19 protein-coding genes and 1 tRNA gene are annotated in these 23,350 nt (G+C 65.2%); 9 read left to right on the forward strand and 11 right to left on the reverse strand.

Annotation, left to right across the window (positions count from 1 at the left end):
• The first annotated feature begins 46 nt into the window (after positions 1-46).
• The gene (locus BRADO_RS34605) at positions 47-442 is read left to right on the forward strand and encodes a hypothetical protein (protein WP_083795010.1); all 396 of its coding nucleotides are present in this window, start codon (positions 47-49) and stop codon (positions 440-442) included.
• Between the two features lie 528 nt (positions 443-970).
• Here the strand turns inward: BRADO_RS34605 and BRADO_RS32250 are convergent.
• Positions 971-1,060, reverse strand: a tRNA-Ser gene (locus tag BRADO_RS32250).
• Between the two features lie 247 nt (positions 1,061-1,307).
• On the opposite strand from BRADO_RS32250, the gene BRADO_RS32255 reads away from it, so the two are divergent.
• Positions 1,308-1,652, forward strand: a complete 345-nt coding sequence (locus BRADO_RS32255) for a hypothetical protein (RefSeq protein ID WP_041757223.1) — start codon at positions 1,308-1,310, stop codon at positions 1,650-1,652.
• Between the two features lie 46 nt (positions 1,653-1,698).
• On the opposite strand, the gene BRADO_RS32260 is transcribed toward BRADO_RS32255, so the two are convergent.
• The 4 genes from BRADO_RS32260 to BRADO_RS32275 form a co-directional block, all read right to left on the reverse strand.
• On the reverse strand, positions 1,699-3,162 hold the full coding sequence (locus tag BRADO_RS32260) for a trehalose-6-phosphate synthase (protein WP_041757224.1): 1,464 nt from the start codon (positions 3,160-3,162) through the stop codon (positions 1,699-1,701).
• A 212-nt stretch (positions 3,163-3,374) separates the two neighbouring features.
• A complete protein-coding gene (otsB, locus tag BRADO_RS32265) occupies positions 3,375-4,196 on the reverse strand; it encodes a trehalose-phosphatase (protein ID WP_050781070.1) in 822 nt (273 codons plus the stop codon).
• Between the two features lie 6 nt (positions 4,197-4,202).
• Complete coding sequence (locus BRADO_RS32270; RefSeq protein WP_012030404.1) at positions 4,203-5,717, reverse strand: MFS transporter; 1,515 nt, start codon at positions 5,715-5,717, stop codon at positions 4,203-4,205.
• 391 nt (positions 5,718-6,108) lie between these two features.
• Positions 6,109-8,148, reverse strand: coding sequence for a methyl-accepting chemotaxis protein (locus BRADO_RS32275; protein WP_050781071.1), 2,040 nt, complete (start codon positions 8,146-8,148; stop codon positions 6,109-6,111).
• Between the two features lie 368 nt (positions 8,149-8,516).
• Here BRADO_RS32275 and BRADO_RS32280 point away from each other — a divergent pair, with 368 nt between their 5' ends.
• The 4 genes from BRADO_RS32280 to BRADO_RS32295 all read left to right on the forward strand — a co-directional run bounded on the left by BRADO_RS32280 (position 8,517) and on the right by BRADO_RS32295 (position 13,607).
• Positions 8,517-9,002, forward strand: coding sequence for a (2Fe-2S)-binding protein (locus BRADO_RS32280; RefSeq protein ID WP_012030407.1), 486 nt, complete (start codon positions 8,517-8,519; stop codon positions 9,000-9,002).
• Positions 9,003-9,120: 118 nt separating this feature from the next.
• Positions 9,121-11,466 (forward strand): xanthine dehydrogenase family protein molybdopterin-binding subunit, encoded by a 2,346-nt coding sequence (locus tag BRADO_RS32285; protein WP_012030408.1) that lies wholly within the window; start codon positions 9,121-9,123, stop codon positions 11,464-11,466.
• Positions 11,467-11,485: 19 nt separating this feature from the next.
• Complete coding sequence (locus BRADO_RS32290) at positions 11,486-12,286, forward strand: xanthine dehydrogenase family protein subunit M (protein WP_012030409.1); 801 nt, start codon at positions 11,486-11,488, stop codon at positions 12,284-12,286.
• Between the two features lie 208 nt (positions 12,287-12,494).
• Positions 12,495-13,607, forward strand: a complete 1,113-nt coding sequence (locus tag BRADO_RS32295; RefSeq protein ID WP_012030410.1) for a CaiB/BaiF CoA-transferase family protein — start codon at positions 12,495-12,497, stop codon at positions 13,605-13,607.
• 331 nt (positions 13,608-13,938) lie between these two features.
• On the opposite strand, the gene hppD is transcribed toward BRADO_RS32295, so the two are convergent.
• Complete coding sequence (gene hppD / locus BRADO_RS32300; RefSeq protein ID WP_012030411.1) at positions 13,939-15,057, reverse strand: 4-hydroxyphenylpyruvate dioxygenase; 1,119 nt, start codon at positions 15,055-15,057, stop codon at positions 13,939-13,941.
• 118 nt (positions 15,058-15,175) lie between these two features.
• Here hppD and BRADO_RS32305 point away from each other — a divergent pair, with 118 nt between their 5' ends.
• Positions 15,176-15,655, forward strand: coding sequence for an Lrp/AsnC family transcriptional regulator (locus BRADO_RS32305; RefSeq protein ID WP_012030412.1), 480 nt, complete (start codon positions 15,176-15,178; stop codon positions 15,653-15,655).
• 89 nt (positions 15,656-15,744) lie between these two features.
• Entirely contained in the window at positions 15,745-16,056 is a 312-nt protein-coding gene (locus BRADO_RS32310; RefSeq protein WP_012030413.1) for a DUF1272 domain-containing protein, read from the forward strand.
• 87 nt (positions 16,057-16,143) lie between these two features.
• Here BRADO_RS32310 and fahA read toward each other — a convergent pair whose 3' ends face one another.
• The 5 genes from fahA to BRADO_RS32335 form a co-directional block, all read right to left on the reverse strand.
• A complete protein-coding gene (fahA, locus tag BRADO_RS32315) occupies positions 16,144-17,412 on the reverse strand; it encodes a fumarylacetoacetase (protein ID WP_012030414.1) in 1,269 nt (422 codons plus the stop codon).
• Between the two features lie 122 nt (positions 17,413-17,534).
• Complete coding sequence (gene hmgA / locus BRADO_RS32320; RefSeq protein ID WP_041757925.1) at positions 17,535-18,881, reverse strand: homogentisate 1,2-dioxygenase; 1,347 nt, start codon at positions 18,879-18,881, stop codon at positions 17,535-17,537.
• Positions 18,881-19,837 (reverse strand): MBL fold metallo-hydrolase, encoded by a 957-nt coding sequence (locus BRADO_RS32325; protein ID WP_012030416.1) that lies wholly within the window; start codon positions 19,835-19,837, stop codon positions 18,881-18,883. Before BRADO_RS32325 ends, hmgA begins: the two co-directional genes overlap by 1 nt.
• Positions 19,838-19,861: 24 nt before the next feature.
• Positions 19,862-20,089 (reverse strand): DUF2783 domain-containing protein, encoded by a 228-nt coding sequence (locus BRADO_RS32330; RefSeq protein WP_041757225.1) that lies wholly within the window; start codon positions 20,087-20,089, stop codon positions 19,862-19,864.
• 11 nt (positions 20,090-20,100) lie between these two features.
• Positions 20,101-21,732 (reverse strand): FAD-dependent oxidoreductase, encoded by a 1,632-nt coding sequence (locus BRADO_RS32335; protein ID WP_012030418.1) that lies wholly within the window; start codon positions 21,730-21,732, stop codon positions 20,101-20,103.
• A gap of 163 nt (positions 21,733-21,895) precedes the next feature.
• Between BRADO_RS32335 and BRADO_RS32340 the strand changes: the two genes are divergently transcribed.
• Complete coding sequence (locus tag BRADO_RS32340) at positions 21,896-22,453, forward strand: MarR family winged helix-turn-helix transcriptional regulator (RefSeq protein WP_012030419.1); 558 nt, start codon at positions 21,896-21,898, stop codon at positions 22,451-22,453.
• The last annotated feature ends 897 nt before the right edge of the window (positions 22,454-23,350 follow it).

Raw genomic sequence — 23,350 nt, forward strand, 5'->3', positions numbered from 1 at the left:
GATTTGTTCTCCGATATCTACTACCTGACAACCGAGGGGATCTAAAATGAAGATTGCGTCAATGTCGCTCGCTATTTGGCTTGGTGCAATTTCTGCTTCGGCGGCCAATGACCAGAAGCCTGAACCTTTTCGCGTAATCGTTGATGAGATTGAGCAAGCGACTAACAGCAAAGCACGCACAACGCCCGAATCACCGTCGCCGAATAGCGATGGGCAGATCATCTCGAAGGCTGTCAAAGGATGTGTTGCTCAAGTCCGGAATGTCGGAAAATGCACGAATGAGCAGTCCTGCCCGCGCGATGCTGAGTTTTTTCGAGGCTTCGACGCGTATTACAATCCTGCGTCTGGGCAAGTCGAAAACAACGTAACTGTTCAGGGGGAGCGCAAGGCCCTGTTCACGTTTAAGAAATGTATGGCTGAGAGCGGCGTTGCGCTCAAATAGGCACCCGAATCAGCGGCACACCGTTTGGACGGTGCCCAGCCCCGCTCCGACCGACTGGCATCTAACCATCGGCGGAATGATATTAGGCGCCGGCGCTTGATTGTCGAGAGAGCCAGGAACTACAACGGTAGTAGCAGGGGCAGATGATGGAACACCTTGGACTGTTGGCGGTGTGTACCGGCTAAGAGTGTCATAGGCGCGATAGTTGTTCTTCACGCAATCGTCAAACGGCTCCTGCTGCTGCTCTTTCGAGGTTCGCATTTGGCGTTGCCTTTGGGCATCGGCCCATTGCGTTCAGAGAGCGTTGGCCCGCATCCTGAAACGACTATGGCAGCAAGAGCTAGCCCACCAGCTTGATGAATATGCATGGCGGGCCCCCTGCCCTTTACGAGTGTGAACAACCCTGCGGTAGAGACTATCCGTCGTTCTTTCGGCGGCACAACCATCCGAGCCTGGGGGCCAATCTGGGGACCGACCCGCCATCGCGGAGAAAAAAACAAAGCAAAACAATTAGTTAGTTGGCATCGCTGGCGGAGAGAGTGGGATTCGAACCCACGGTACGGTTTCCCGCACACACGCTTTCCAAGCGTGCGCCTTAAGCCACTCGGCCATCTCTCCGGCGGCCCTCTCTTGGCGGGGTCGGGGGCGTTTTGCAAGCGGGGCGGAGGCATCCGGGCCAAATTTCCCCCAAATGGCTGATAAAAATCACCAATCTGGCCGACCCAGGGGGCCGGTCTGGGCCTCTGGCGAAAGCCAGGAGAGGCCCGTGAACCGGGGCCTGTCATGCTGCGACCACTGATTTGCGCTGAACTGCCCCAACGCCCTCCCCCAAAGATCTCGTGAAGGATCTGTTCGAGGACCTACCATGCCGTCGCCTGCTCCTGCCCGCCTCGCCCTGCTTTTGACCGCAGCGCTCAGCTTCACCGGTATCGGCGCAGCGCGCGCCGACCAGTGCACGCGGCAGGGCGTCGACGTGACCTGTGACGACGGCCGCAAGGGGATCTGGCAGGGCGACGCGATCCTGTGGCCGGACGGGACCAGATCGAGCCTGAGGCCGCACCCGTCGGTCATCGTCGGCAACAAGGCCTCGGTGGTGGTCGGGCCCGGCGTATTCGTCGGCCAGGGCAGCGGCATGGTGCCGATGGACAATCCGAGTTCGCCGAACAAGCTGCGCTGCGCGGTGCTGGACGGCGTGTCGTATTGCCATTGAGCCGATCGCGCCGGGCCGACCTGCCATTCCGCGGCCCGTCCTGGCCTCAGTGATAACGGGCGGTCGACGACATGAAGCGGCTGCCGAGCAATCCCGCCGACGCCGCAGGCAGGGGTTCGACCTCGACCGGCTCGTGGGCGCCGTCGTCCTGCAGCGCATCGAGGAAGTCCGCGAACCATTGCTGGATCGAATGGCGGCGCAGCTTCGTCATCAGGATCTGGTGACGCATGCGCCGCTCATTCAGCGGCATCGACAGTGCCATCGCGATCGTACGCGCCATGCCGTCGATATCGTGCGGGTTGACCAGCAGTGCCGCGTCGAGTTCATTGGCGGCGCCGGCGAATTTCGACAGCACCAGCACGCCGGGATCGACCGGGCTTTGCGCCGCGACATATTCCTTGGCAACGAGGTTCATGCCGTCATGCAGCGGCGTGACGACACCGACCTGCGCGCTGCGATAGAGACCGGCGAGCACGCCTTGGCCGTAGCCTTTGTTGAGATAGCGGATCGGCGTCCAATCGACCTCGCCGTGGCGGCCGTTGACCTCGCTGACGAGACGCGCAACCTCGCTCTGCAGATTGCCATAAGCCTCGATGGATTCGCGCGACGGCGTCGCGATCTGCAGCAGCGACGCCGCGCGCAGCAGGGTCGGATGGACACTCCACATCCGGTCGAACGCGTTGATGCGGTTGACGAGGCCCTTGGAGTAGTCGAGCCGGTCGACGCCGATCGCGAGCTTCTCCCCATGCAGGCTCCGGCGCAGCCGCGACACGTCCGGATGCGACGCCGCCTTGGCCGCCTGCTGCGCGAACTTGTCGGCGTCGATGCCGATCGGAAACACCGCAAGTCGCGTGCGGCCGTGCCGCGAGGTGACGACGCCGTTGCGCACCTGCAGACCGAGATCGGCCCGCACGCAGGCGGCGAAATTCTCCCGATCGTCTTCGGTCTGGAAACCGATCAGATCGTAAGCGAGCATCGCGGTGACGAGGTCGCGGTGATTCGGCACGCTGTCGATCACGCTGCGCGCCGGCCACGGCGTGTGCAGGAAGAAGCCGATCGGGCTCTTGACGCCGAGCGTCCGCAGCTCCGCGCCCAACGACAGGAAATGATAGTCCTGAATCCAGAACAGCGTGTCCTGCTTCTGGAACTTGAGCAGAGCGCGGGCGACGAACGAATTGACCTCGCGATAGGAATTGTAGTCGTCTTGCGAGACTCTGATGAGATCGCTGCGCGAATGCAGCGCCGGCCACAGCGCCGAATTGGCGAAGCCTTCGTAGTAGCCGGCGTAATGCGCGGCGGGCAGGTCCAGCAGCGCCAGTGCGCCTTGGCCGAGCTGTTCGATCTGCGCGATCGGCTCCGCCTGCGCACCATCACGCACACGGCCCGAGGAACCCACCCAAACTGCTCCGGAATTCTCAACAACGGGCAGCAGGGCTGCCGCGAGTCCGCCGGTCATTGGCTCGTTGGCCTTGCCACGCGCCACCCGATTCGAAACCACGACGAGGTTCACAGATCCCCTCCTGTTGGTCATGTCGGTTAACAGCTGTTCATCAATATGGTTCCGGGCCAACCTTTCAACCAATTGAAACCAAATTCGGGCAGCGCCGCGGTGTAATCACAGCGTCCGTGAACTCAGAGCATTTCTAATCAAGAAACGCGACACCCGGAACTGCGAACGACGCGCAAATGGAACTAACAACTCGAATATTGCTCCGGCTGAACTCATCGTGACGTGACGCTGTTAGCTTCGCCTGTCGCAAGCCGTGCAAGAAATTCGCGCACGTCATCGGGTGCGTCGAAATGCCCGTCGACTCCGAGCGCGCGGCGGCCGACCGAGAATGAAAGACCGGAGAAATCGGGCATGATCGCGAAAACGGTTTCATCGGTGACGTCGTCGCCGATAAAGAACGGCTTACGTCCTTCGAACGGCGCGCGCCGCATCAGCTCGCGCACGCCGCTCGCCTTGGTGAAGCCGGCATGCTTGATTTCGCAGACGCTCTTGCCGGGCAGCACCTCGATGGGCGCGCCAGGCAGCTCGGCGCGAATGCGCGACACCTCTTCGTAGATCGCCTTCTCTGCCTGCGGCGCGAGACGATAATGCAGCGCCAGCGAATAGCCCTTATCCTCGAGCAGAATGCCCGGGCTGAGCTTGGCGATCGCCGCCAGCCTGCGCTTCAGCTCCTTGTCCAAGGGCGGCGCCTTGATGGCGTCGGCCTCGCTGCCGCCGGCCAGCCGCATCTCCGCGCCGTGACCGCCGACGGCCGGATAGATCTCGGGCGCGAAGATGAGATCGATGTCGTTGAGCGAGCGACCGGAGACCAGCGCCAGCGCACCGGACGTCCGTGCCAGCAAAGTATTGAGCGTCTCCATCAATCCCGGCGGCACCCAGACCTCGCGCGGCGTCGGCGCGAGATCGAGCAAGGTGCCGTCGATGTCGAGCAGGATCGCGACCTCGCGCAGATGCGGCACGAGGCTCAGGGGCGTCGGCACGATCTCGGCCGGCTCCGCGGCGCCGGGGACGATCAGGTCGGAATTCTCAGGCATTCTCAACTACTCCATCACGGCGAGCGGACGCGCGACCTGCTCGAGCGATTTGCGCTCCGCCGCCACCGCATAGCGCCAGGCGACGAGCGCAGCGACCAGCATCAGGCCGGCACCGAACAGATAGCCCGCGAACACCGCGCCGCGTGCGCCTGAATCGAGCAGCGCGCCGAACAATGCAGGTCCAGCCACCCCGCCGATGCCGGTGCCGATGGCATAGAACAGAGCGATCGCGAGCGCGCGGACCTCCAGCGGAAAGTTCTCCGACACCGTGAGATAGGCGGCGCTCGCCGCCGGCGAGGCGAAGAAGAAGATCACCATCCAGGCGGCGGTCTGCGTTTGCGCACTGAGCACGCCGACCGAGAACAGGTAGCCGGTCAACGCCAGCAAGATACCGGACACGGCATAGGTGAACGTGATCATCGCGCGACGGCCGAGCGTGTCGAACAGACGGCCGAGCAGCAGCGGCCCGAGCACATTGCCCGCTGCGAAAGGCAGTATGTACCAGCCGACATGGTCAGACTTGATGCCGTAGAAATCGGTCAACACCAGCGCGAAGGTGAAAAAGATCGCGTTGTAGAAGAACGCTTGCGCGATCATTAAGGTGAGGCCGACGAGGGAGCGCTGGCGATAGACCGAGAACAGCGTGCGCGCCACCTCGCCGAGCGGCGTATGGTCGCGCATGCGCAGCTTCATCTTGGGCAGAGCTTTCGCGCGCGCTTCGCGATCGTGCCCCGTGACGTCGCGCTCGATCGCCACGACGATGTCATGCGCCTGTTCGGGATGGCCATGGATCATCAGCCAGCGCGGGCTTTCCGGAATCCACATCCGCATGATCAGCACGACGAGACCGAGACAGGCGCCGATGCCATAGGCCAGCCGCCAGCCGACGTCGGGGCCGGCGAAAGCGGGATCCAGCAGGACGATAGCGCCGACGGCGCCGAGCGCGGCGCCAAGCCAGAAGCTGCCGTTGATCATGAGATCGGTCCAGCCGCGATAGCGCGCCGGCACCAGCTCCTGGATCGTCGAATTGATCGCGGTGTACTCCCCGCCGATTCCGGCGCCGGTGAGAAAGCGAAACAGCGCGTAGGTCGCGACGTTCCAGGACAGCGCGGTGGCGGCGGTGGCGGAGAGATAGAGTGCCAGCGTGATGAAGAACAGCTTGCGGCGGCCGATGCGGTCGGTGAGCCAGCCGAAGCCGAGCGCGCCGAGCACGGCGCCGGCGAGATAGGCGCTGTTGGCGAGCCCGATGTCGAGATTGGAGAAGTGAAGGCTCGGGCTCTGCTTCAGCGCGCCCGACAGCGCGCCGGCAAGCGTCACCTCGAGCCCGTCGAGCACCCAGGTGATGCCCAGCGCCAGCACGACGCGGGTGTGGAACGCGCTCCAGCGCAGGTCATCGAGCCGCGCGGGAATGTTGGTCTCGATGATGTTGTCGTCGCGCGACGGCTCGCGCGCGGTTTCGCTGGATTGCGGCGTCGAGGTGATGACGCGGAGATGGGGAAAGGATGCCTGCCGGGGTGCCATGGAATCCCACTGCGACGGCGCGAGACGGCACCGAGAGCTTGACCGGAAAGGATGAAGCAAATGCGGCAGCGATGTCCTGCCGCTGCGACCCAACGTCTCGTGGGGCGGGGAGTTCCGGGTTTGAGTGTGGAACTCGGCGGAGCGCTGAAACTGGGCTGCGGAAACGAGCCGCGTCCGCGTGTCGGAGCCTCGGTGCCGCTCCACGACCCGCCGTCGTCCCGGCCTTGGGACCCATACCGCGTGATGCCTGATTGGAGCACGCGATTGATACCACCCGCTCCACGACCGACACGGCGCATGGATCCCGGCGTTCGCCGGGATGACAGCAAAGGTTTGGCGGCGGGATCGGCAGCCATTAGCTCCGCGAAGAACAGCCGAGCTCAGTGAAGACTCACGCCGCGCGGATGTTCGCCATGAAGCGGTTGAGCTCCTCGCGCAACCTGGCGCTCTCCGACGACAGCGACTGGGCCGAGCGCAGCACCTCCTCGGAGGCCTCGCCGGTCTGCGTCGCGCCGCGGTTGACCTGGGTGATGTCGCTGGCCGCCGCCTGCGTGCCGGCGGCGACGCTCTGCACGTTCCTGGCGATCTCCTGCGTGGCGCCGCCCTGCTGCTCGACCGCGGTCGCGATCGACGAGGCGATGGTGGAGATCTGGCGGATGGTGCCGCCGATCTGCTTGATCGCCGCCACCGACTCCTGCGTCGCAGCCTGCATCCCGGAGATATGGTTGGAAATGTCGTCGGTCGCCTTCGCAGTCTGCTCGGCCAGCGACTTGACCTCCGAGGCCACGACCGCGAAGCCGCGGCCGGCGTCGCCGGCGCGCGCCGCCTCGATGGTGGCGTTCAGCGCCAGCAGGTTGGTCTGCTCGGCGATCGCGGTGATCAGCTTGACCACATCGCCGATCTCCTGTGCCGCGCGCGACAGCTTGCCGATGCGGCCGTCGGTCTCCTCGGCCTGCATGACAGCGGATTCGGCGATGCGGTTGGACTCGCGCACCTGCCGGCCGATCTCGTTGACCGAGGCCGATAGCTCGTCGGTCGCGCTCGCCACCGAGTGGATCCGGTTCGTCGCCTGGTCAGACGTACCGCTGACGCGGCTCGCCAGCGACTGCGTCGTCTCGGCGGTCCGCGTCAACGTCGATGCGGCATGCTCCAGCTGCTGCGCCGAGCTCGAGACGTTGGACACGATCGAGCCGACGGCCGTTTCGAATTCGTCGGCGAAGCGGATCAGCTCGGCGCGGCGCGCCGCGCCGGCCGCCTTGTTCTGGGCGTCCTGCGTCGCCGCGTCGCGCTCCGCCTTGGCGACCGCCTGGACCTTGAACTCCTCGACAGCCGCCGCCATCTCGCCGATCTCGTCGGCATGGCCGAGACCGGGCAGGCGAACGTCGAAATTGCCCGACGCAAGCTCGCGCATCGCCTTGCACATCGTGATCATCGGCCGGGAGATGCCGTTGCCGAGCATCAGGGCCAGCGCCGCGCCCAACGCCAGGCCGCCGACGGCCAGGATCGCGATCAACCGCTCGATGTCGGCGATGGTTCCGTTGGTTGACGCCTCGATGCGCTGCTGGTCGGCAGCGAGATCCGAGCGGAGCCCGTTCGAGAGCGCAAGGATCTCGGTGGCAGCGCTGCCGATGTCCTGCACCAGCTTGGCCAGGGTCTTGGAGTTCTCCGAGAACTTGATGAAGGCTGCGCGGTACTGCTTGATGAGATCGCCGAGCTCCGTGACCCGCTGCGTCACCTTCTCGTCATTGGCATAGATCGTGACCAGCGACGTCTCCAGGAAGCGTGTCCGAGCGATGGCACCGTCAGCCGTTTTCGGGTCCGGCTTGGCCACGAAAGTACCGACCAGGGCGGACGCGGTGAGATACTGACCGGTCAGGTCCTTGGCAGTGGCCTGGACCGTCGGCAGTCCGGCCAGCGCCGCGGTATCCGCCAGATCGTCGAACTTGAAGCGGATCTTGTTGCCAATGATCCCGATCTGGTCGGTCGCGAGCTTGGCATTGTCGCGGGTTAGGGAAACGATATCGGAGAAGATCTTGGCGAAGGTCTGAAACTGCGCCTGCAGCTTGCCGAGCTGGGCCCGGCGTTCGGCCGCGCGGGTCGCCGCCATCGACTTGTCGATCGCCGTTTGCACCGCCTGCTGGGCCGCCGTGGCAGCCGCCTCGTCCTCCTGTTTGCCGGTCAGCGCAAAATAGCGCACCAGCGCCTGGTACGAGATGAGCTCGCGATCGATGGTCCTGGCCGCATCGGCCTCGGCGACGCTCATGCGATAGGACGCGACCGCGGCGGCCACCTTCTCGAACCCGACATAGGCAAAGCCGATGCTCGCGGCCGAGATCGCCAGCACAATCGTAAAACCGAGGAAGATCTTGGCGCGGAAGCGCAGGGTCAGAAAATTGCCACGCCGCGACTGCGGCGCAAATTGCGCAGACATTCCCACCCCCGAGGCAACCTACTTTATATTGACCCGAGATATTGGACCGAGCCGAGCCACCGGCGCACCGCACCGGACTGTGATCAAAACTACGTCACAATGGCTAAGGCGCGGTAAATGGACGGCATTGGCATACAGCCTGCAGTCGGTGGCGAAGCAATCGCTGCCGCAGCAGGCGCTGCCAAAGCGAGCGGTGCCTCGGCCATCGAGGCGGTCACGGTGGGGCCACATGGCTCCGGCAGATGCGACCGAATCGCCGATGCCGCGCGCAAGACGTCGCAATGACACCTCAGACGAAAATTCGAGTTGCAAAGTCCTGAGGGCGCTGTTTCTAATCAGAATAAGAATAATTCATCGGGAGGTTACTCGTGTCGACAGTCAAACTGACAGTGAACGGCAAGGCGGTCTCGGCGGAGGTCGAGGATCGCACCCTGCTGGTGCACCTGTTGCGGGATCATCTCAATCTCACCGGCACCCATGTCGGCTGCGACACCAGCCAATGCGGCGCCTGCGTCGTGCACATTGACGGCCGGGCCGTGAAATCCTGCACCGTGCTGGCCGGCCAGGCCGCCGGCGCCAACGTCACCACCATCGAAGGCATCGCCAAGGGCGACGAGCTGCACCCGATGCAGGCCGCCTTCCGCGACAATCATGGCCTGCAATGCGGCTATTGCACGCCGGGCATGATCATGTCGGCGATCGATATTGTGCACCGCCACGGAGGTCACCTCGACGAGGCCACGGTGCGTGAAGAGCTGGAAGGCAACATCTGCCGCTGCACCGGCTATCACAACATCGTCAAGGCCGTGCTCGACGCCGCCGGCAGGATGAAGGTCGCCCAGGCCGCGGAATAAAGCCGCCGAATCACGGCCGGCCGTCGGCTTTCGACGTCCTTCAATCAATACCGAGACCACGACCGCTGCGCGCGATGGCCGCGGCGGGACAACAAACTCCGGTAGGGGAGAGATTCGCATGGGTATGGAAGGCATTGGCGCAAGCGTCGTCCGCAAGGAGGACAAGCGTTTCATCACCGGCAAGGGCCGGTATGTCGACGACATCAAGCTGGTGGGCATGACTTATGCCCATTTCATCCGCAGCCCGCACGCTCACGCCAAGGTCAAGAGCATCGATCCCTCGGCCGCCGAGGCGATGCCGGGCGTGGTCGCGGTGCTGACCGGCAAGCAGATCGTCGACGACAAGGTCGGCAACCTAATCTGCGGCTGGGCCATCACCTCCAAGGACGGCTCGCCGATGAAGATGGGCGCATGGCCGGCGATGGCGCCGGAGACCGTGCGCTTCGTCGGCCAGGCCGTCGCCGTCGTGATCGCCGACAGCAAGAACCTGGCGCGTGACGCGGCCGAAGCCGTCGTCGTGGAGTACGAGGAGCTGCCGGCCGTGGCCGACATGCCCTCCGCGCTGAAGCCCGGCGCGCCGCAGCTGCATCCTGAGGCCCCCGGCAACGTCGTCTATGACTGGCACATCGGCGACGAGGCCGCGGTCAGCGCCGCGTTCTCCAAGGCCGCTCACGTCGTCAGCCTGGAGCTGACCAACAACCGGCTGGCGCCCAACGCGATGGAGCCGCGCGCGGCGATCGCCGACTACGACGCCGCCGAGGAGCACTTCACGCTCTACACGACGTCACAGAACCCGCACGTCGCTCGCCTCGTACTGTCGGCGTTCTACAACATCGCGCCCGAGCACAAGCTGCGCGTGATCGCGCCCGACGTCGGCGGCGGCTTCGGCTCCAAGATCTTCATCTATCCCGAAGAGATGGTGGCGCTGTGGGCCTCGAAGAAGGTCGGCCGCCCGGTGAAGTGGACCGGCGATCGCACCGAGGCGTTCCTGACCGACGCGCATGGCCGCGACCACATCTCCAAGGCCGAGATGGCGTTCGATGCCGACCACAAGATGCTGGGCCTGCGGGTCAAGACCCACGCCAATTTCGGCGCCTACATGTCGCTGTTCTCGTCGTCGGTGCCGACCTATCTGTACGCGACCCTGCTGTCGGGCCAGTACAACATCCCGGCGATCTATGCCGAGGTGATGGGCGTCTATACCAACACCACGCCGGTCGACGCCTATCGCGGCGCGGGCCGTCCCGAAGCGAGCTATCTCCTGGAGCGGCTGGTCGAGACCGCGGCGCGCCAGTTCAAGGTCGACCCGGCGGAGCTGCGGCGGAAGAACTTCATCACGCAGTTCCCGCACCAGACCCCGGTGATCATGGCCTACGACACCGGTGACTTCAACGCCTCGCTCGACGCGGCGCTGAAGGCGATCGACTATGCCGGCTTCGCAGGCCGCAAGGCCGCCGCCAAGGCGCAGGGCAAGCTGCGCGGCATCGGCTTCTCCTGCTACATCGAGGCCTGCGGCATCGCGCCGTCGAAGGCGGTCGGCAGCCTGGGCGCCGGCGTCGGCCTGTGGGAATCGGCCGAGATCCGCGTCAACCCGGTCGGCACCATCGAGGTGCTCACGGGATCGCACAGCCACGGCCAGGGCCACGAGACCACCTTCTGCCAGCTGATCGCGGACCGCCTGGGCGTGCCGATCAGCCAGGTCTCGATCGTCCATGGCGACACGGACAAGGTGCAGTTCGGCATGGGCACCTACGGCTCGCGCTCGGCGGCCGTCGGTCTCACCGCGATCCTGAAGGCGATGGAGAAGGTCGAGGCCAAGGCCAAGAAGATCGCGGCACATGCGCTCGAGGCGTCGGAAGGCGACATCGTCATCGAGAACGGCGAGTTCAAGGTGACCGGCACCGACAAGTCGATCGCGCTGCCGATGGTCGCGCTCGCCGCCTACACCGCGCATAATCTGCCTGACGGGATGGAGCCCGGATTGAAGGAGAGCGCCTTCTACGATCCGACCAACTTCACCTTCCCGGCCGGCACCTACATCTGCGAGCTTGAGGTCGACCAGGCCACCGGCAAGACGTCGTTCGTCAACTTTGTCGCGGCGGACGACTTCGGCCGGCTGATCAACCCGATGATCGTGGAGGGCCAAGTGCACGGTGGTCTCGTCCAGGGCATCGGCCAGGCGCTGCTGGAGCATGCCGTCTATGACGGCAACGGCCAGCCGGTCACGGCGTCCTTCATGGACTACGCGATGCCGCGCGCCGACGACGTGCCGTCGTTCAAGCTGAGCCACACCACCACGCTCTGCCCGGGCAACCCGCTCGGCGTGAAGGGCTGCGGCGAGGCCGGCGCGATCGGCGCCTCGGCGGCCGTGATCAACGCGATCACGGATGCGATCGGCAACAACAAGCTCGAAATGCCGGCGACCCCGGACCGCGTCTGGCACGCGATCCACGGCAACGCCTGATCGAACGGGAGGAGCAACCATGTACGAGACGACCTATCATCGCGCCTCCTCGGTCGACGAGGCCGCAGCGCTGTTCTCCAAGGGTAGCGAGGCCAAGTTCCTTGCCGGCGGTCACACCCTGATCCCGGTCATGAAGCAGCGCCTCGCCTCGCCGTCCGATGTCATCGACATCGGCAAGATCAAGGACCTGATCGGCGTGCAACTCGCGGGCGACACGCTGGTGATCAAGGCGGCGACGACCTATTACGACATCATGACCAATGCCGATGTGAAGAAGGCGATCCCGGCGATCGCCCATCTCACATCGGTGCTCGGCGATCCCGCGGTGCGCGCCCGCGGCACGATCGGCGGCTCGATCGCCAACAACGATCCGGCCGCGGATTTTCCCGCAGCATTGGTCTCGCTCGGCGCCACCGTGAAGACCAACAAGCGGTCGATCTCGGCGGATGATTTCTTCAAGGGCCTGTTCACCACCGCGCTGGAAGACGGCGAGATCATCACCGAGGTGTCGTTCCCGGTTCCGGAGAAGGCCGGCTACGCCAAGATGCGGCATCCGGCGTCGCGCTTCGCGCTGACCGGCGTGTTCGTCACCAAGACCAAGGGTGGCGATGTCCGCGTCGCGGCGACCGGCGCCTCGCAGAGCGGCGTGATGCGGGTGTCGGCGATCGAGGCGGCGCTGCAGGCGAACTGGTCGGCCTCGGCGATCGACGGCGTGACGGTGTCGGCGTCGGGCCTGCTCAGCGACATCCACGGCTCGGCCGATTACCGCGCCAATCTCGTGAAGGTGATGGCGCAGCGCGCGGTGCAAGCCGCGGGCTGAGTGTCTGGCGCGGATCATTCCGCATCACGGCACGACAAATTCCAAACGGCGCGCAGCGATGCGCGCCGTTTTGCTTTGCGGCATACGGCGCGCTTGCGTTGACCTCATCCGCGCGGGACAATCGAGGGATCAGGACACGCCATTCGAAGCGCGCGAGGTCGAGTTGATCTCGTCATGAGCGCGATGAACGAACCAAGGACACAACGACGTGCTCGACAAGACCGCCCCTCACAACCAGACCCGCGCCACCGGCCCGCTCGCAGGCTTCCGCATCGTCGAGTTCGCCGGCATCGGACCTGGGCCGTTTGCCTGCATGCTGCTGGCCGACATGGGCGCGGAGGTGGTGACGCTGGATCGTGTCGGCGCGCGCAAGACCATGAAGTCGGTCGCCGGCCGCGGTCGCAAGGTGATCGAGCTCGATCTGAAGGACAAGGCGGTCATCGCCGAGGTGCTCGACCTGCTCGCCGGCGCCGATGCGCTCATCGAGGGCTTTCGTCCGGGCGTGATGGAACGGCTCGGGCTCGGCCCGGATGTCGTGCTCGCGCGCAATCCGAAGCTGGTCTACGGCCGCATGACCGGTTGGGGTCAGGAGGGCCCGCTCGCACATGCTGCCGGCCACGACATCAACTACATCTCGATCACCGGCGCGCTCGCCGCGATCGGCCCGAGGGAGCGGCCCGTGCCGCCGCTCAACCTGGTCGGCGATTTCGGCGGCGGCGCGCTGTATCTCGTCGTCGGCGTGCTCGCCGCGCTGCTGGAAGCATCGAAGTCCGGCAAGGGCCAGGTGGTGGACACCGCGATGTGCGACGGCGCCGCCTCCCTGCTCGCGATGTTCTTCGACCTCACCGCGATGGGCCGCTGGACCGAGGGACGCGAGCGCAACTTCCTCGACGGCGGCGCGCATTTCTACGGCGTCTACGAATGCGCCTGCGGCAACTTCATCTCGATCGGCTCGATCGAGCCGCAATTCTACATGCTGCTGCGCCAGCACGCCGGCCTCAGCGATCCCGCCTTCGAGGCGCAGATGGACCCGCGCGCCTGGCCGGCGCTGAAGGAGAAGCTGGTCGCGGTGTTCAAGACCAAGACGCGCGAGGAGTGGTGCGCGATCATGGAAGGCACCGACGTCTGCTTCGCGCCGGTGCTGACGATGTCGGAAGCTCCCAAGCACGCCCACATGGCGGCGCGGGGCGTGTTCGTCGAGCGCCACGGTGTGACGCAACCCGCGCCGGCGCCGCGCTTCTCGCGGACGCCTTCGACCATCCGCGAGCCGGAGGTCGCCGAGATCGGGGCATTGGTGCATGCGTGGAAGGCGGGGCGGTGAGCTCATCGTCGCAGACATGCCGACCACGCCCTAACCATCCCATCGGAATGAGTTGATCGCGCTCGCGCCCCAACCACGGTGTCATCCCGGCGAACGCCGGGATCCATAACCACCGTCCGTGCTGAGACGAAGATCGTTTGCCACCATGCCCTGCTGAGACATCACGTGGTATGGGTCCCGGCTCAAGGCCGGGACGACGTTGTTTGTGGAGCGGCAGTGTGCCTCCAGGCCCACCGTCATTGCGAGCGAAGCGACGCAATCCAGGGCCAGGGCGGGACTCTGGATTGCTTCGTCGCTCCGCTCCTCGCAATGACGGGCAAACCTGCTCGTCCTACTCCGCCGCCTCGACCTTCAGCACGCCGCGGCGGATCTGGTCTTCCTCGATCGATTCGAACAGCGCCTTGAAGTTGCCTTCGCCAAAACCGTCGTCGCCCTTGCGCTGGATGAACTCGAAGAAGATCGGGCCGATGGCATTGGCTGAGAAGATCTGCAACAGCACCTTGGTCTGGCCGCCGTCGACGACGCCCTCGCCGTCGATGAGGATGCCATTGCGCTTGAGACGCGCGACGTCCTCGCCGTGTTTCGGCAGCCTGCTATCGATGCGCTCGAAATAGGTCTCGGGCGGCGACGGCATGAACGGCAGGCCTGAGGCGCGCAGGCCCTCGACGGTCGTGTAGATGTCGCGCGCGCCGCAGGCGACGTGCTGGATGCCCTCCCCGCGATAGGACTTCAGATATTCCTCGATCTGCCCGGAATCACCGGCGTCCTCGTTGATCGGAATCCGGATCTTGCCGTCCGGGCTGGTCAGCGCGCGCGAGAACAGGCCGGAGGCGCGACCCTCGATGTCGAAGAAGCGGATCTGGCGGAAGTTGAACAGCTTCTCGTAGAAGCCGGCCCAGACGTCCATGCGGCCGCGATGGACGTTGTGAGTGAGGTGATCGATATAGTACAGCCCGGAGCCCGCCGGGCGCGGGTCGCGCGCGCCGATCCAGACGAATTCGAGGTCATAGGCCGCGCCCTTGGCGCCGTAGCGATCGACCAGATACAGCAGGCTGCCGCCGATCCCCTTGAGCGCGGGTACGTCAAGCGTCTTCTGCTGTGCAGGCAGATCGGCGGGTTCGGCACCGAGCGCGATCGCCCTTGCATAAGCCATCCTGGCGTCGACCACCCGGAACGCCATCGATGGCGCGCACGGGCCGTGCGCGGCGACGAAGTCCTGGCCGTGGCTGCCCGGCTCCTCGTTGACGAGGTAGTTGATGTCGCCCTGGCGGTACAGCGTGATCGCCTTGGTCTTGTGGCGCGCGACGGCAGTAAAGCCCATCAGCTTGAACAGGGCGTGCAACTGCCCGGCATCGGGATGGGCGTATTCGACGAACTCGAAGCCGTCGGTGCCCATCGGATTGTCGGCGGAGATGGTGGCAGGCGGCGCATCGTGCGGAAACGGACCCATGGCAAAGCTCCTTGGCTGATCGAGCCATGATCTCTCCAATTCGGCGCATGGAGCATGCAAACCATTGTCATTTTCGCCAAGATATGCACGATCCGTGCATGACCTCGGAGATTGCCGCATGATTTCGGTCGACAGCTTCGATCTCCGCATCCTGGCCGCGCTGCAGGACGATGGCCGGCTGACCAACCAGGAACTGGCAGATCTCGCCGGCCTCTCTGCCTCGCAATGCTCGCGTCGTCGGATGCGGCTGGAGGAGGACGGCGTCATCGCCGGCTACCGCGCCCAGCTTGCGAGCCAGGCGCTCGGCTTCGAACTGATCGCCTTCATCCAGATCACCCTGGCCACCCACTCGCCCGACAATGCCCAGAAGTTTCGCGCACTGGTCAACCGTGTCGATGACATCCAGGAGGCCTACGCTCTGACCGGCGACTCCGACTATCTCCTCAAGGTCGTGCTGCGCGACCTCAAGAGCCTGTCGGACATCGTCAACAATGTGCTGATGCCGCATCAGAGCGTCGCCCATGTGCGCTCCTCGATCGTGCTCGACCGGCTGAAGGAGAGCGCGAAGCTGCCGCTGGCGTCGCTGCCGACGAGCTGACGGGAGGGCGCGAATCGAGGGAACTTCGGCATTCACCCCCACGCGGGCTTTTGCGACAGTCGCCGCGCTCCAAATTTTGCGAGACGACCATGGCGCTGCAGCTTCGCCCCAACTGCGAGTATTGCGACAAGGACCTGCCGCCGTCCGCGACGGATGCGCGGATCTGTTCGTATGAATGCACCTTCTGCGCCGAGTGCGTGGAGACGAAACTGTTCAACGTCTGCCCCAACTGCGGCGGCGGTTTTGCACCGCGGCCGATCCGGCCGGCGCGGGAATGGCGCGCGGGCGTCTGCACGGCGAAGCAGTTGCCGTCGGACAAGCGCGTGCATCTGAAGTATGCGGCCGAAGACGTCGCGGCGTTTGTGGCCGACGTAAAGAACGTTCTGCCGGTGAACCGCTGACTGCATTTGCCGTCATTGCGAGCGCAGCGAAGCAATCCAGGACTGCACGCGCGACTCTGGATTGCTTCGCTGCGCTCGCAATGACGCCTACTCGGCAGCAACGATCGTGCCCTCCACATCGCCGAAGCCGACGCGATAGCCTTGGCCCTGGCACCAGCCGCGCATGACGAGCGAGTCGCCGTCTTCCAGGAAGGTGCGCTTCACGCCGCCTGCGAGTTCGACCGGCTCGGTGCCGTTCCAACTGATCTCCAACAGGCTGCCGCGCTGGTGCTTGTCCGGGCCGGAGATGGTGCCGCTGCCAAGGAGGTCGCCAACGCTCATCGCGCAGCCCGACGAGGCGTGGTGTATCAGTTGCTGGACGCTCGACCAGTACATGTATTTGAAGTTGGTTTGCGCAATGGTCCGCGCGGCGGCGCCCGCGCTCAGCGAAACCTCGAGCGCGAGATCGTAGTTCTGCGCGTTCTTCTGCTGCAGATAGGGCAACGGCACCGGCTGCTGCGCCGGCCCCGCGATACGGAACGGTTCCAGCGCCTCCCGCGTCACGACCCACGGGCTGATCGAGGTCGCGAACGCCTTGGCCTGGAACGGGCCGAGCGGGACGTATTCCCATTGCTGGATGTCGCGCGCGCTCCAGTCGTTGAGCAGCACGAAGCCGAAGATCATCGCTTCCGCCTGCGCCTCGGTCAGCATCTCGCCGAGGCGCGAGGACTGGCCGATGACGACGCCCATCTCCAGCTCGAAATCGAGCCGCTTACAGGGACCGAAGCTCGGCACGTCGGCGCTCGGCGGCTTGAGCTGGCCGCGCGGCCGGCGCACCTTCGTGCCGGACACGACAACCGTGGAGGCGCGGCCGTTGTAGCCGATCGGCATGTGCAGCCAGTTCGGCTGCAGCGCGTTGTCCTTGCCGCGGAACATCACTCCGACATTGGTGGCGTGCTCCCTCGATGAGTAGAAGTCGGTGTAGCCGGCGACGCGGAACGGCAGATGCAACGTCACGTCCTGGCGCGGCAGCAGCGCGCGGCTGCGCAGCGGCCTGTCGTCGCGCAGCCGCGGAGTATCCTCGCGCAACAACGCGCTGATCGCCGCGCGCGTCCTCGACCACACGGCGGGGCCGAGCGCCATGAAGGCATTGAGCGAGGGTTGCGCGAACACCTCGTAGGCCGGCGACAGGTCGAGCAGGCCTTCGTCCTCGAGCACCGCGAGGTCGAGCACGTAGTCGCCGATGGCGACGCCGACGCGGGACTTCGGCGAGTCCGCCGCCGAGAACACGCCATAGGGCAGGTTCTGGATCGGAAAATCGGAGGTCGGATCGACCGGGATGAAGGAGCGGAGCGAGGGATCGTTAGAGTGGGGCAAACTGCTTCTCCAAACGGATCGTCATGCCCGGGCTTGACCCGGGCATCCATATCCACCCGGCGGGCTGATAGACGTGGATGGCCGGGTCAAGCCCGGCCATGACGGCGGTGACATGGCTCAGCCTACGGCCTGTTCGGATCGAAGCGCTTTTCCAATCCGTTCCAGCAATCGGCGTAGTCCGGCTGCAGGGTGCCGGACTCGGCGGCATGCCTGGTGATCCGCTGCGGGAAGCGGGTCTCGAACATGAAGGCCATGGTGCCCGTCAGCTTCACCGGCTTCAGCTCGCTGTTGCTGGCGTGGTCGAACGCCTCGCGGTCCGGGCCGTGCGGCAGCATGCAATTGTGCAGGCTCATGCCGCCGGGCACGAAGCCTTGCGGCTTGGCGTCGTAGACGCCGTAGATCAGGCCCATGAACTCCGACATGATGTTCATGTGATACCAAGGCGGACGGAAGGTGTTGTCGGCCACCATCCAGCGCTCGGGGAAGATCACGAAATCGATGTTGGCCGTGCCGGCGGTTTCCGACGGCGAGGTCAGCACCGTGAAGATGGACGGATCGGGATGATCGAAGCCGATGGCGCCGACCGGCGAAAAGGTGCGGAGGTCGTATTTGTAGGGCGCGTAGTTGCCGTGCCAGGCGACGACGTCGATCGGCGAATGCTTCAGCTCGGTCTTGAACAGCGCGCCGCCCCACTTCACGTAGAGCTCGGTCGGCGTGTCCTTGTCCTCGTAGGACGCGACCGGCGTCAGGAAGTCGCGGGCATTGGCGAGGCAGTTGGCGCCGATCGGGCCGCGCTCCGGCAGGGTGAAGGCGCCGCCATAGTTCTCGCAGAGATAACCGCGCGCCGGGCCGGCGGGGATCTCAACCCGGAACTTCACGCCGCGCGGAATCACGACGATCTCGCCGGGCTCGGCATCGATGCGGCCGAACTCGGTGACGAACAGCAGGCGCCCCTGCTGCAGCACGAACATCAGCTCGCCATCGGCATTGTAGAAGTGCTGGTCGACCATCGACTTGGTGATGACGTAGACATGCGCGGCCATGCCGGCCTGCGTCGCCGCATCGCCCGCCGTCGTCATCGTTTGCACGCCCTGCAGGAACGTGACCTCGCCCGCCGGCATCGGCGTCGGATCCCAGCGCAGCTGCTGCACCGTGATCTCCTGCTCGTGGCACGGCGCGGTGCGCCACAGCCCGGCGTCGACCTTGGCGAAGCGGCCAGAGTGCTTCACCGAGGGCCGGATGCGGTACAGCCAGGAGCGCTCGTTGGAGCCGCGCGGGGCGGTGAACGGCGAGCCGGAGAGCTGCTCGGCATAGAGCCCATAGGCGCAGCGCTGCGGCGAGTTGCGGCCGATCGGCAAGGCGCCGGGCAGCGCCTCGGTCTCGAACGAATTGCCGAAGCCGGACATGTAGCCGGGCGTGACCTGCCCAGTCGCACGGCTTAGCCGGTCAGGCGATGTGTTGATGTTCATCATCCTTCTCCCTGCAGGCGGGCCCACATCTCGCGGTCGCGCTCGGCGGTCCAGATCACGGGATCGTCGATGCCGCTGGCTTCGTCATAGGCGCGGGACACGTTGAACGGCAGACAGTGCTCGTAGATCGCGAAGCTCGAGAACTTCGGGTCCATGACCTCGCGGGTCGCCGCCATCGACTCCTTGAGGCTACGTCCCCTGGCCACCGACAGCTCGGCGGCGCCATACAGCGACGAGACGAAGTCGCGCGTCATGGCGATCGCCTCGCGCACGGTGGCCTCGCCCTTCAGCGCGTCGCCGCGGCCGGGCGCGATCGCCTTGGGATTGAAGTCGCGAATCTCGTTGAGGGTCGACGGCCATTCGCGCAAATAGGCGTCGCCGCAATAGCAGGCCGAGTGGTACTCGATGAGGTCGCCGGAGAACATCACCTCGGCGTCCGGCACCCAGGCGACGATGTCGCCGGAGGTGTGGCCAGCGCCGAGCTGGATCAATTGCACCTCGCGCTTGCCGAGATGGATCGTCATCTCGCCTTCGAAGGTCAGCGTCGGCCAGGTCAGGCCGGGAATGCTCTGCGCGTCCTGAAACAGCCGCGGGAAGCGGCCATACTCGGAGTCCCAATCCTGCTGGCCGCGCTCGACGATCAGCCGGTGCGTCTCCTGCGAAGCGACGATGCCTTGCGCCTGATAGGCCGAGGCGCCGAGCACGCGCACGGCATGATAATGCGACAGCACGACATATTTGATCGGCTTGTCGGTGACGGTCCTGACCCGCTCGATCACCTTGCCGGCCATCGCCGGCGTCGCCTGCGCGTCGAACACGATGCAGCCGTCGTCGCCGACGATGACAGCAGAGTTCGGATCGCCCTCCGCGGTGAACGCATAGAGATCGGGGCCGATCTCGGAGAAGGTGACCTTCTTCTCGGCCATGTCGGTGGTGGATGCGAAACCCTTCGCCATCAGTTCATTCCTCGTGTCGGGCAGCTATTGCTGCTGTTGTTGCTGTTGCTGGCTGGCATCGATCATGCGCCGCTTGGCGAGCGTGATCGCCTCGCGCAACACGGTGATGTCGCCGATGTGATTGGCAAGGATCAGGACCAGCGCCGCATCGAGATCGGCGCTGTCCTTCTCCGAGAGGCCGCGATGCGCCTCAACGATGGCGCGGAAGGCGTCATCCGGCTTGGTGAAGTTCGACGCGGTCGAGAGGGCCATCACCGGCTCCTTCAGTTCAGTCCGGCGGCGCGCGCCACGGCCGCGGCGATGGTCTCCCGCGTCGGATGCCGGAAGCGTGCCGCGATATAGCCGTCGGGGCGGAGCAGATAGGCCGTGCCGGGCTCGGCGCCGTAGCGCTTGGTCGCAAATCCCTCCGCATCGACATAACCGTCGCCGCCGATCCTGATGACACCGACCTCGCTGGCTACGTCGATCGCCGCGCCATTGGCGAATGACACCACGGTGAAGCGCCGGCCCTCGGCATTGAACGCGTCAGTGAGATGAAAGTGCCGTCCGTCGGCGGCCTTCAGCGGAGCATCGAGCAACGAGGTGCCCGGGCAAGGCCCGCTCGCCCACGCTTCGGCATCGGCGGTCGACAGCGGCGTCTCGTACACCGAAGGTACCGAGAGCCGGCCGCCATTGACCATGCGCTTGCCGAACTCGGTCTCCTTGGCGAGCGACAGCACCGCCTTGCGCAGCCGAGCCTCCTGTGCGCTCACCGGCGCCATGAAGTCGGTGGCGCGGGTGGACTCGCGAATGTTCTCGTCGGCCGCGGCGCTGCGCTCGATGTGATAGGTCTCGAGCAAATCGGACGGCGACGTCCCGCGCAGCACGCGATCGAGCTTCCAGGACAGGTTCTCCGCATCCTCCAGCCCGGAATTGGCGCCGCGCGCGCCGAAGGGCGACACCTGGTGGGCGGAATCGCCGGCGAAGATCACGCGGCCATGGATGAACCGCTCCATGCGGCGGCACTGGAACTTGTACAGCGAGATCCATTCGAACTCGAATTTGTCGTGGCCGAGCATGCGCGCGATGCGCGGCCGCACGTTCTCCGGCTTCTTCTCGACCTGGGGATCGCACTCCGGCGTGAGCTGCAGGTCGATGCGCCAGACATCGTCGGGCTGGCGATGCAGCAGGGCCGAGCGTCCGGCATGGAATGGCGGGTCGAACCAGAACCAGCGCTCAGTCGGAAACGCGGCGGTCATCTTGACGTCGGCGATCAAGAACTGATCCTCGAACACCTTTCCGGAGAAGCCGGCGCCGACCATGCTTCGCAGCGACGAGCGCGCACCGTCGCAGGCGATCACATATTGCGCCGACAGTCGGTAGGGGCCATCCGGCGTCTCGATCGTCAGCACCGCACCGTCATTGCGCTGTTCCAGCGCGGTCACCTTGTTGCGCCAGCGCAGCGAGATCGACGGCAGCGCGCTGACGCGATCGACAAGATAGGCCTCGGCGTAGAACTGCTGCAGGTTGATGAAGGCCGGACGCTTGTGGCCGGGTTCGGGCAACAGGTTGAACTGATAGAGCTCCGACGGGCCGTGGAAGATGCGGCCGACGTTCCACACCACGCCCTTGTCGACCATGCGGTCGCCGACGCCGAGCCGATCCCAGTAATCCAGCGAGCGCTTGGAGAAGCAGATCGCGCGCGAGCCCTCGCCGATGCGATCGGCATCGTCGAGCACGACGACGGCATGGCCGCGCTGCGCGAGATCGATCGCAAACGACAGGCCAACGGGACCGGCGCCCACCACCACGACGGGATGCGCGACCGGCGCGGCCTGATCCTGATCACCGTGCCTGATATAGCCGAACTGAACCTTTGCCGAGCTTGCGCCCTGCCCCGGACTGGTCTGCACCATGGCTTGCTCGCCTTATGGTTCTTGACGATGGAAGCGACCGACATTTCCTCGGGTGAGGCCTGGTCTGGCTTGCCAGACGACCGACTTGCCAAATAGTCTCACCTGCAACTATTCTAAAGCTGACGGCCTCGGCCGCGTCAACTCAAAAAATCGGAGCGCGAACGTGGCGACCCCATCCACCGCGGCATCGAGGCGGCGGGCGCAACCCGCCGACGGCGAGCGGCATGCCGCACTGCCACAGGGTGACGAGCGGCTCGATCTGTTCAAATTCGCGCCGTTCCGGCTGAACCGCCTGGCTGCCGAGGTCAGCGCCGCGCTCGCCAGCGACTATCGCGAGCGCTACGGGCTCGACATTCCGGAATGGCGCGTGCTGGCGACGCTCGGCTTCCGCCGCGACGCCTGCAGCGCGCAATATGTCGCAGCCTGCACCCGCACGCACAAATCGACCATCAGCCGCGCGGTGACGTCGCTGCTGGAGCGGCGGCTGATCGAGCGGGTGGAGAACGCCGACGACCGCCGCGAATTCCGGCTGCGGCTGACGCGCAAGGGCAAGACGCTGTATGAGGAGCTGATCCCGCGGCTGCAGCAGCGCGAGCGCGAGATCATGGCGTGCCTGTCGGCGGAGGAGCGCAAGCTGTTCGACCGCCTGATCGGCAAGATCGAGGCGAGCCTGGATCTGATCCAGACCAGCGAAGAGGCCGACGCGAAGCAGGCTTATTAGTTCGAGCTGCGGAGGGTGGGCAAAGCGGCGCCGAAGGCGATGCGTGCCCACCCTCCTTCGCAACAAGGGCGGTGGGCACGGCGCGGGAGAGCGTCATCCCCAACAAGCACCGGCCAGGCGCCTTTGCCCACCCTACGGCTGTTCAGCTCGCTGTGAGATACAGCGCAACACCAAACTCAGCCGTCATCCCGGCGAACGCCGGGATCCATAACCACGGAGAGTGGTTTGAGGCAGGCGCTTGGTTAGCATCCCGCATCTCACAAGGGCCGCGGGGTATGGGTCCCGGATCGGCGCCGCGATGCGCTGCGCGCGTCGCGGCTAGTCCGGGACGACGATGGAGGGTGGAGCGAATTCACGGCTCAAACAACAAAGTTCAGTCGTAGAGACGTGACATGTGCGCGCATTCTCGCGGCAGACGCTGCCCGAGTCATGCGATCAGTCCGTCCCTCGCAATCATGCAGAGGGCGCAGGGAATGCCGGGTGCTGGCCGCAACCCATGGCCCGCCTGCGAAAGATAATGCAGGCGGCAGGTACCACAGGTTCAGCCGACATTCCGGCATTCCCTGCGCGACGGGCTTCCGGCTGCTTCGCGATCTCCCCGGTGCGCCGGCTTGTTGGCCACCGTATCGCGACAATGCGCTCGCGCGCATTGCGCGGACCTCAGCTTCGGGAGGCCAGGACCACGCGACTTGACCGTCCGCAGGCACTCGTTCGTCCGCACGCCACGACGACGTGCTGCGAGCGCTCGCGGCCATCGCATCCCCGCCTCGCGTGTCGTGACGATCGCGCGCAACGCCCCTTCTGCGGTGAGGCGGGATGGGTGGAGATAATCACGATTTCCGAAAAATAGCAAGAGAATTCTTATCTACGGAATCGACCGACCCGATGTTTCTCCTC

Origin of the sequence: Bradyrhizobium sp. ORS 278 (genome assembly GCF_000026145.1) — a bacterium.
Classification (GTDB): Bacteria; Pseudomonadota; Alphaproteobacteria; order Rhizobiales; family Xanthobacteraceae; genus Bradyrhizobium.

What these genes read in the sequence shown, in the direction of transcription:
- BRADO_RS34605 (WP_083795010.1), top strand. Translation starts at nt 47, where the DNA reads ATGAAGATTGCGTCAATGTCGCTCGCTATTTGGCTTGGTGCAATTTCT.
- BRADO_RS32255 (WP_041757223.1), top strand. Translation starts at nt 1,308, where the DNA reads ATGCCGTCGCCTGCTCCTGCCCGCCTCGCCCTGCTTTTGACCGCAGCG.
- otsB (WP_050781070.1), bottom strand. Translation starts at nt 4,196, where the DNA reads ATGCCTGAGAATTCCGACCTGATCGTCCCCGGCGCCGCGGAGCCGGCC.
- BRADO_RS32270 (WP_012030404.1), bottom strand. Translation starts at nt 5,717, where the DNA reads ATGGCACCCCGGCAGGCATCCTTTCCCCATCTCCGCGTCATCACCTCG.
- BRADO_RS32275 (WP_050781071.1), bottom strand. Translation starts at nt 8,148, where the DNA reads ATGTCTGCGCAATTTGCGCCGCAGTCGCGGCGTGGCAATTTTCTGACC.
- BRADO_RS32285 (WP_012030408.1), top strand. Translation starts at nt 9,121, where the DNA reads ATGGGTATGGAAGGCATTGGCGCAAGCGTCGTCCGCAAGGAGGACAAG.
- BRADO_RS32290 (WP_012030409.1), top strand. Translation starts at nt 11,486, where the DNA reads ATGTACGAGACGACCTATCATCGCGCCTCCTCGGTCGACGAGGCCGCA.
- hppD (WP_012030411.1), bottom strand. Translation starts at nt 15,057, where the DNA reads ATGGGTCCGTTTCCGCACGATGCGCCGCCTGCCACCATCTCCGCCGAC.
- BRADO_RS32305 (WP_012030412.1), top strand. Translation starts at nt 15,176, where the DNA reads ATGATTTCGGTCGACAGCTTCGATCTCCGCATCCTGGCCGCGCTGCAG.
- BRADO_RS32310 (WP_012030413.1), top strand. Translation starts at nt 15,745, where the DNA reads ATGGCGCTGCAGCTTCGCCCCAACTGCGAGTATTGCGACAAGGACCTG.
- hmgA (WP_041757925.1), bottom strand. Translation starts at nt 18,881, where the DNA reads ATGAACATCAACACATCGCCTGACCGGCTAAGCCGTGCGACTGGGCAG.
- BRADO_RS32325 (WP_012030416.1), bottom strand. Translation starts at nt 19,837, where the DNA reads ATGGCGAAGGGTTTCGCATCCACCACCGACATGGCCGAGAAGAAGGTC.
- BRADO_RS32330 (WP_041757225.1), bottom strand. Translation starts at nt 20,089, where the DNA reads ATGGCCCTCTCGACCGCGTCGAACTTCACCAAGCCGGATGACGCCTTC.
- BRADO_RS32335 (WP_012030418.1), bottom strand. Translation starts at nt 21,732, where the DNA reads ATGGTGCAGACCAGTCCGGGGCAGGGCGCAAGCTCGGCAAAGGTTCAG.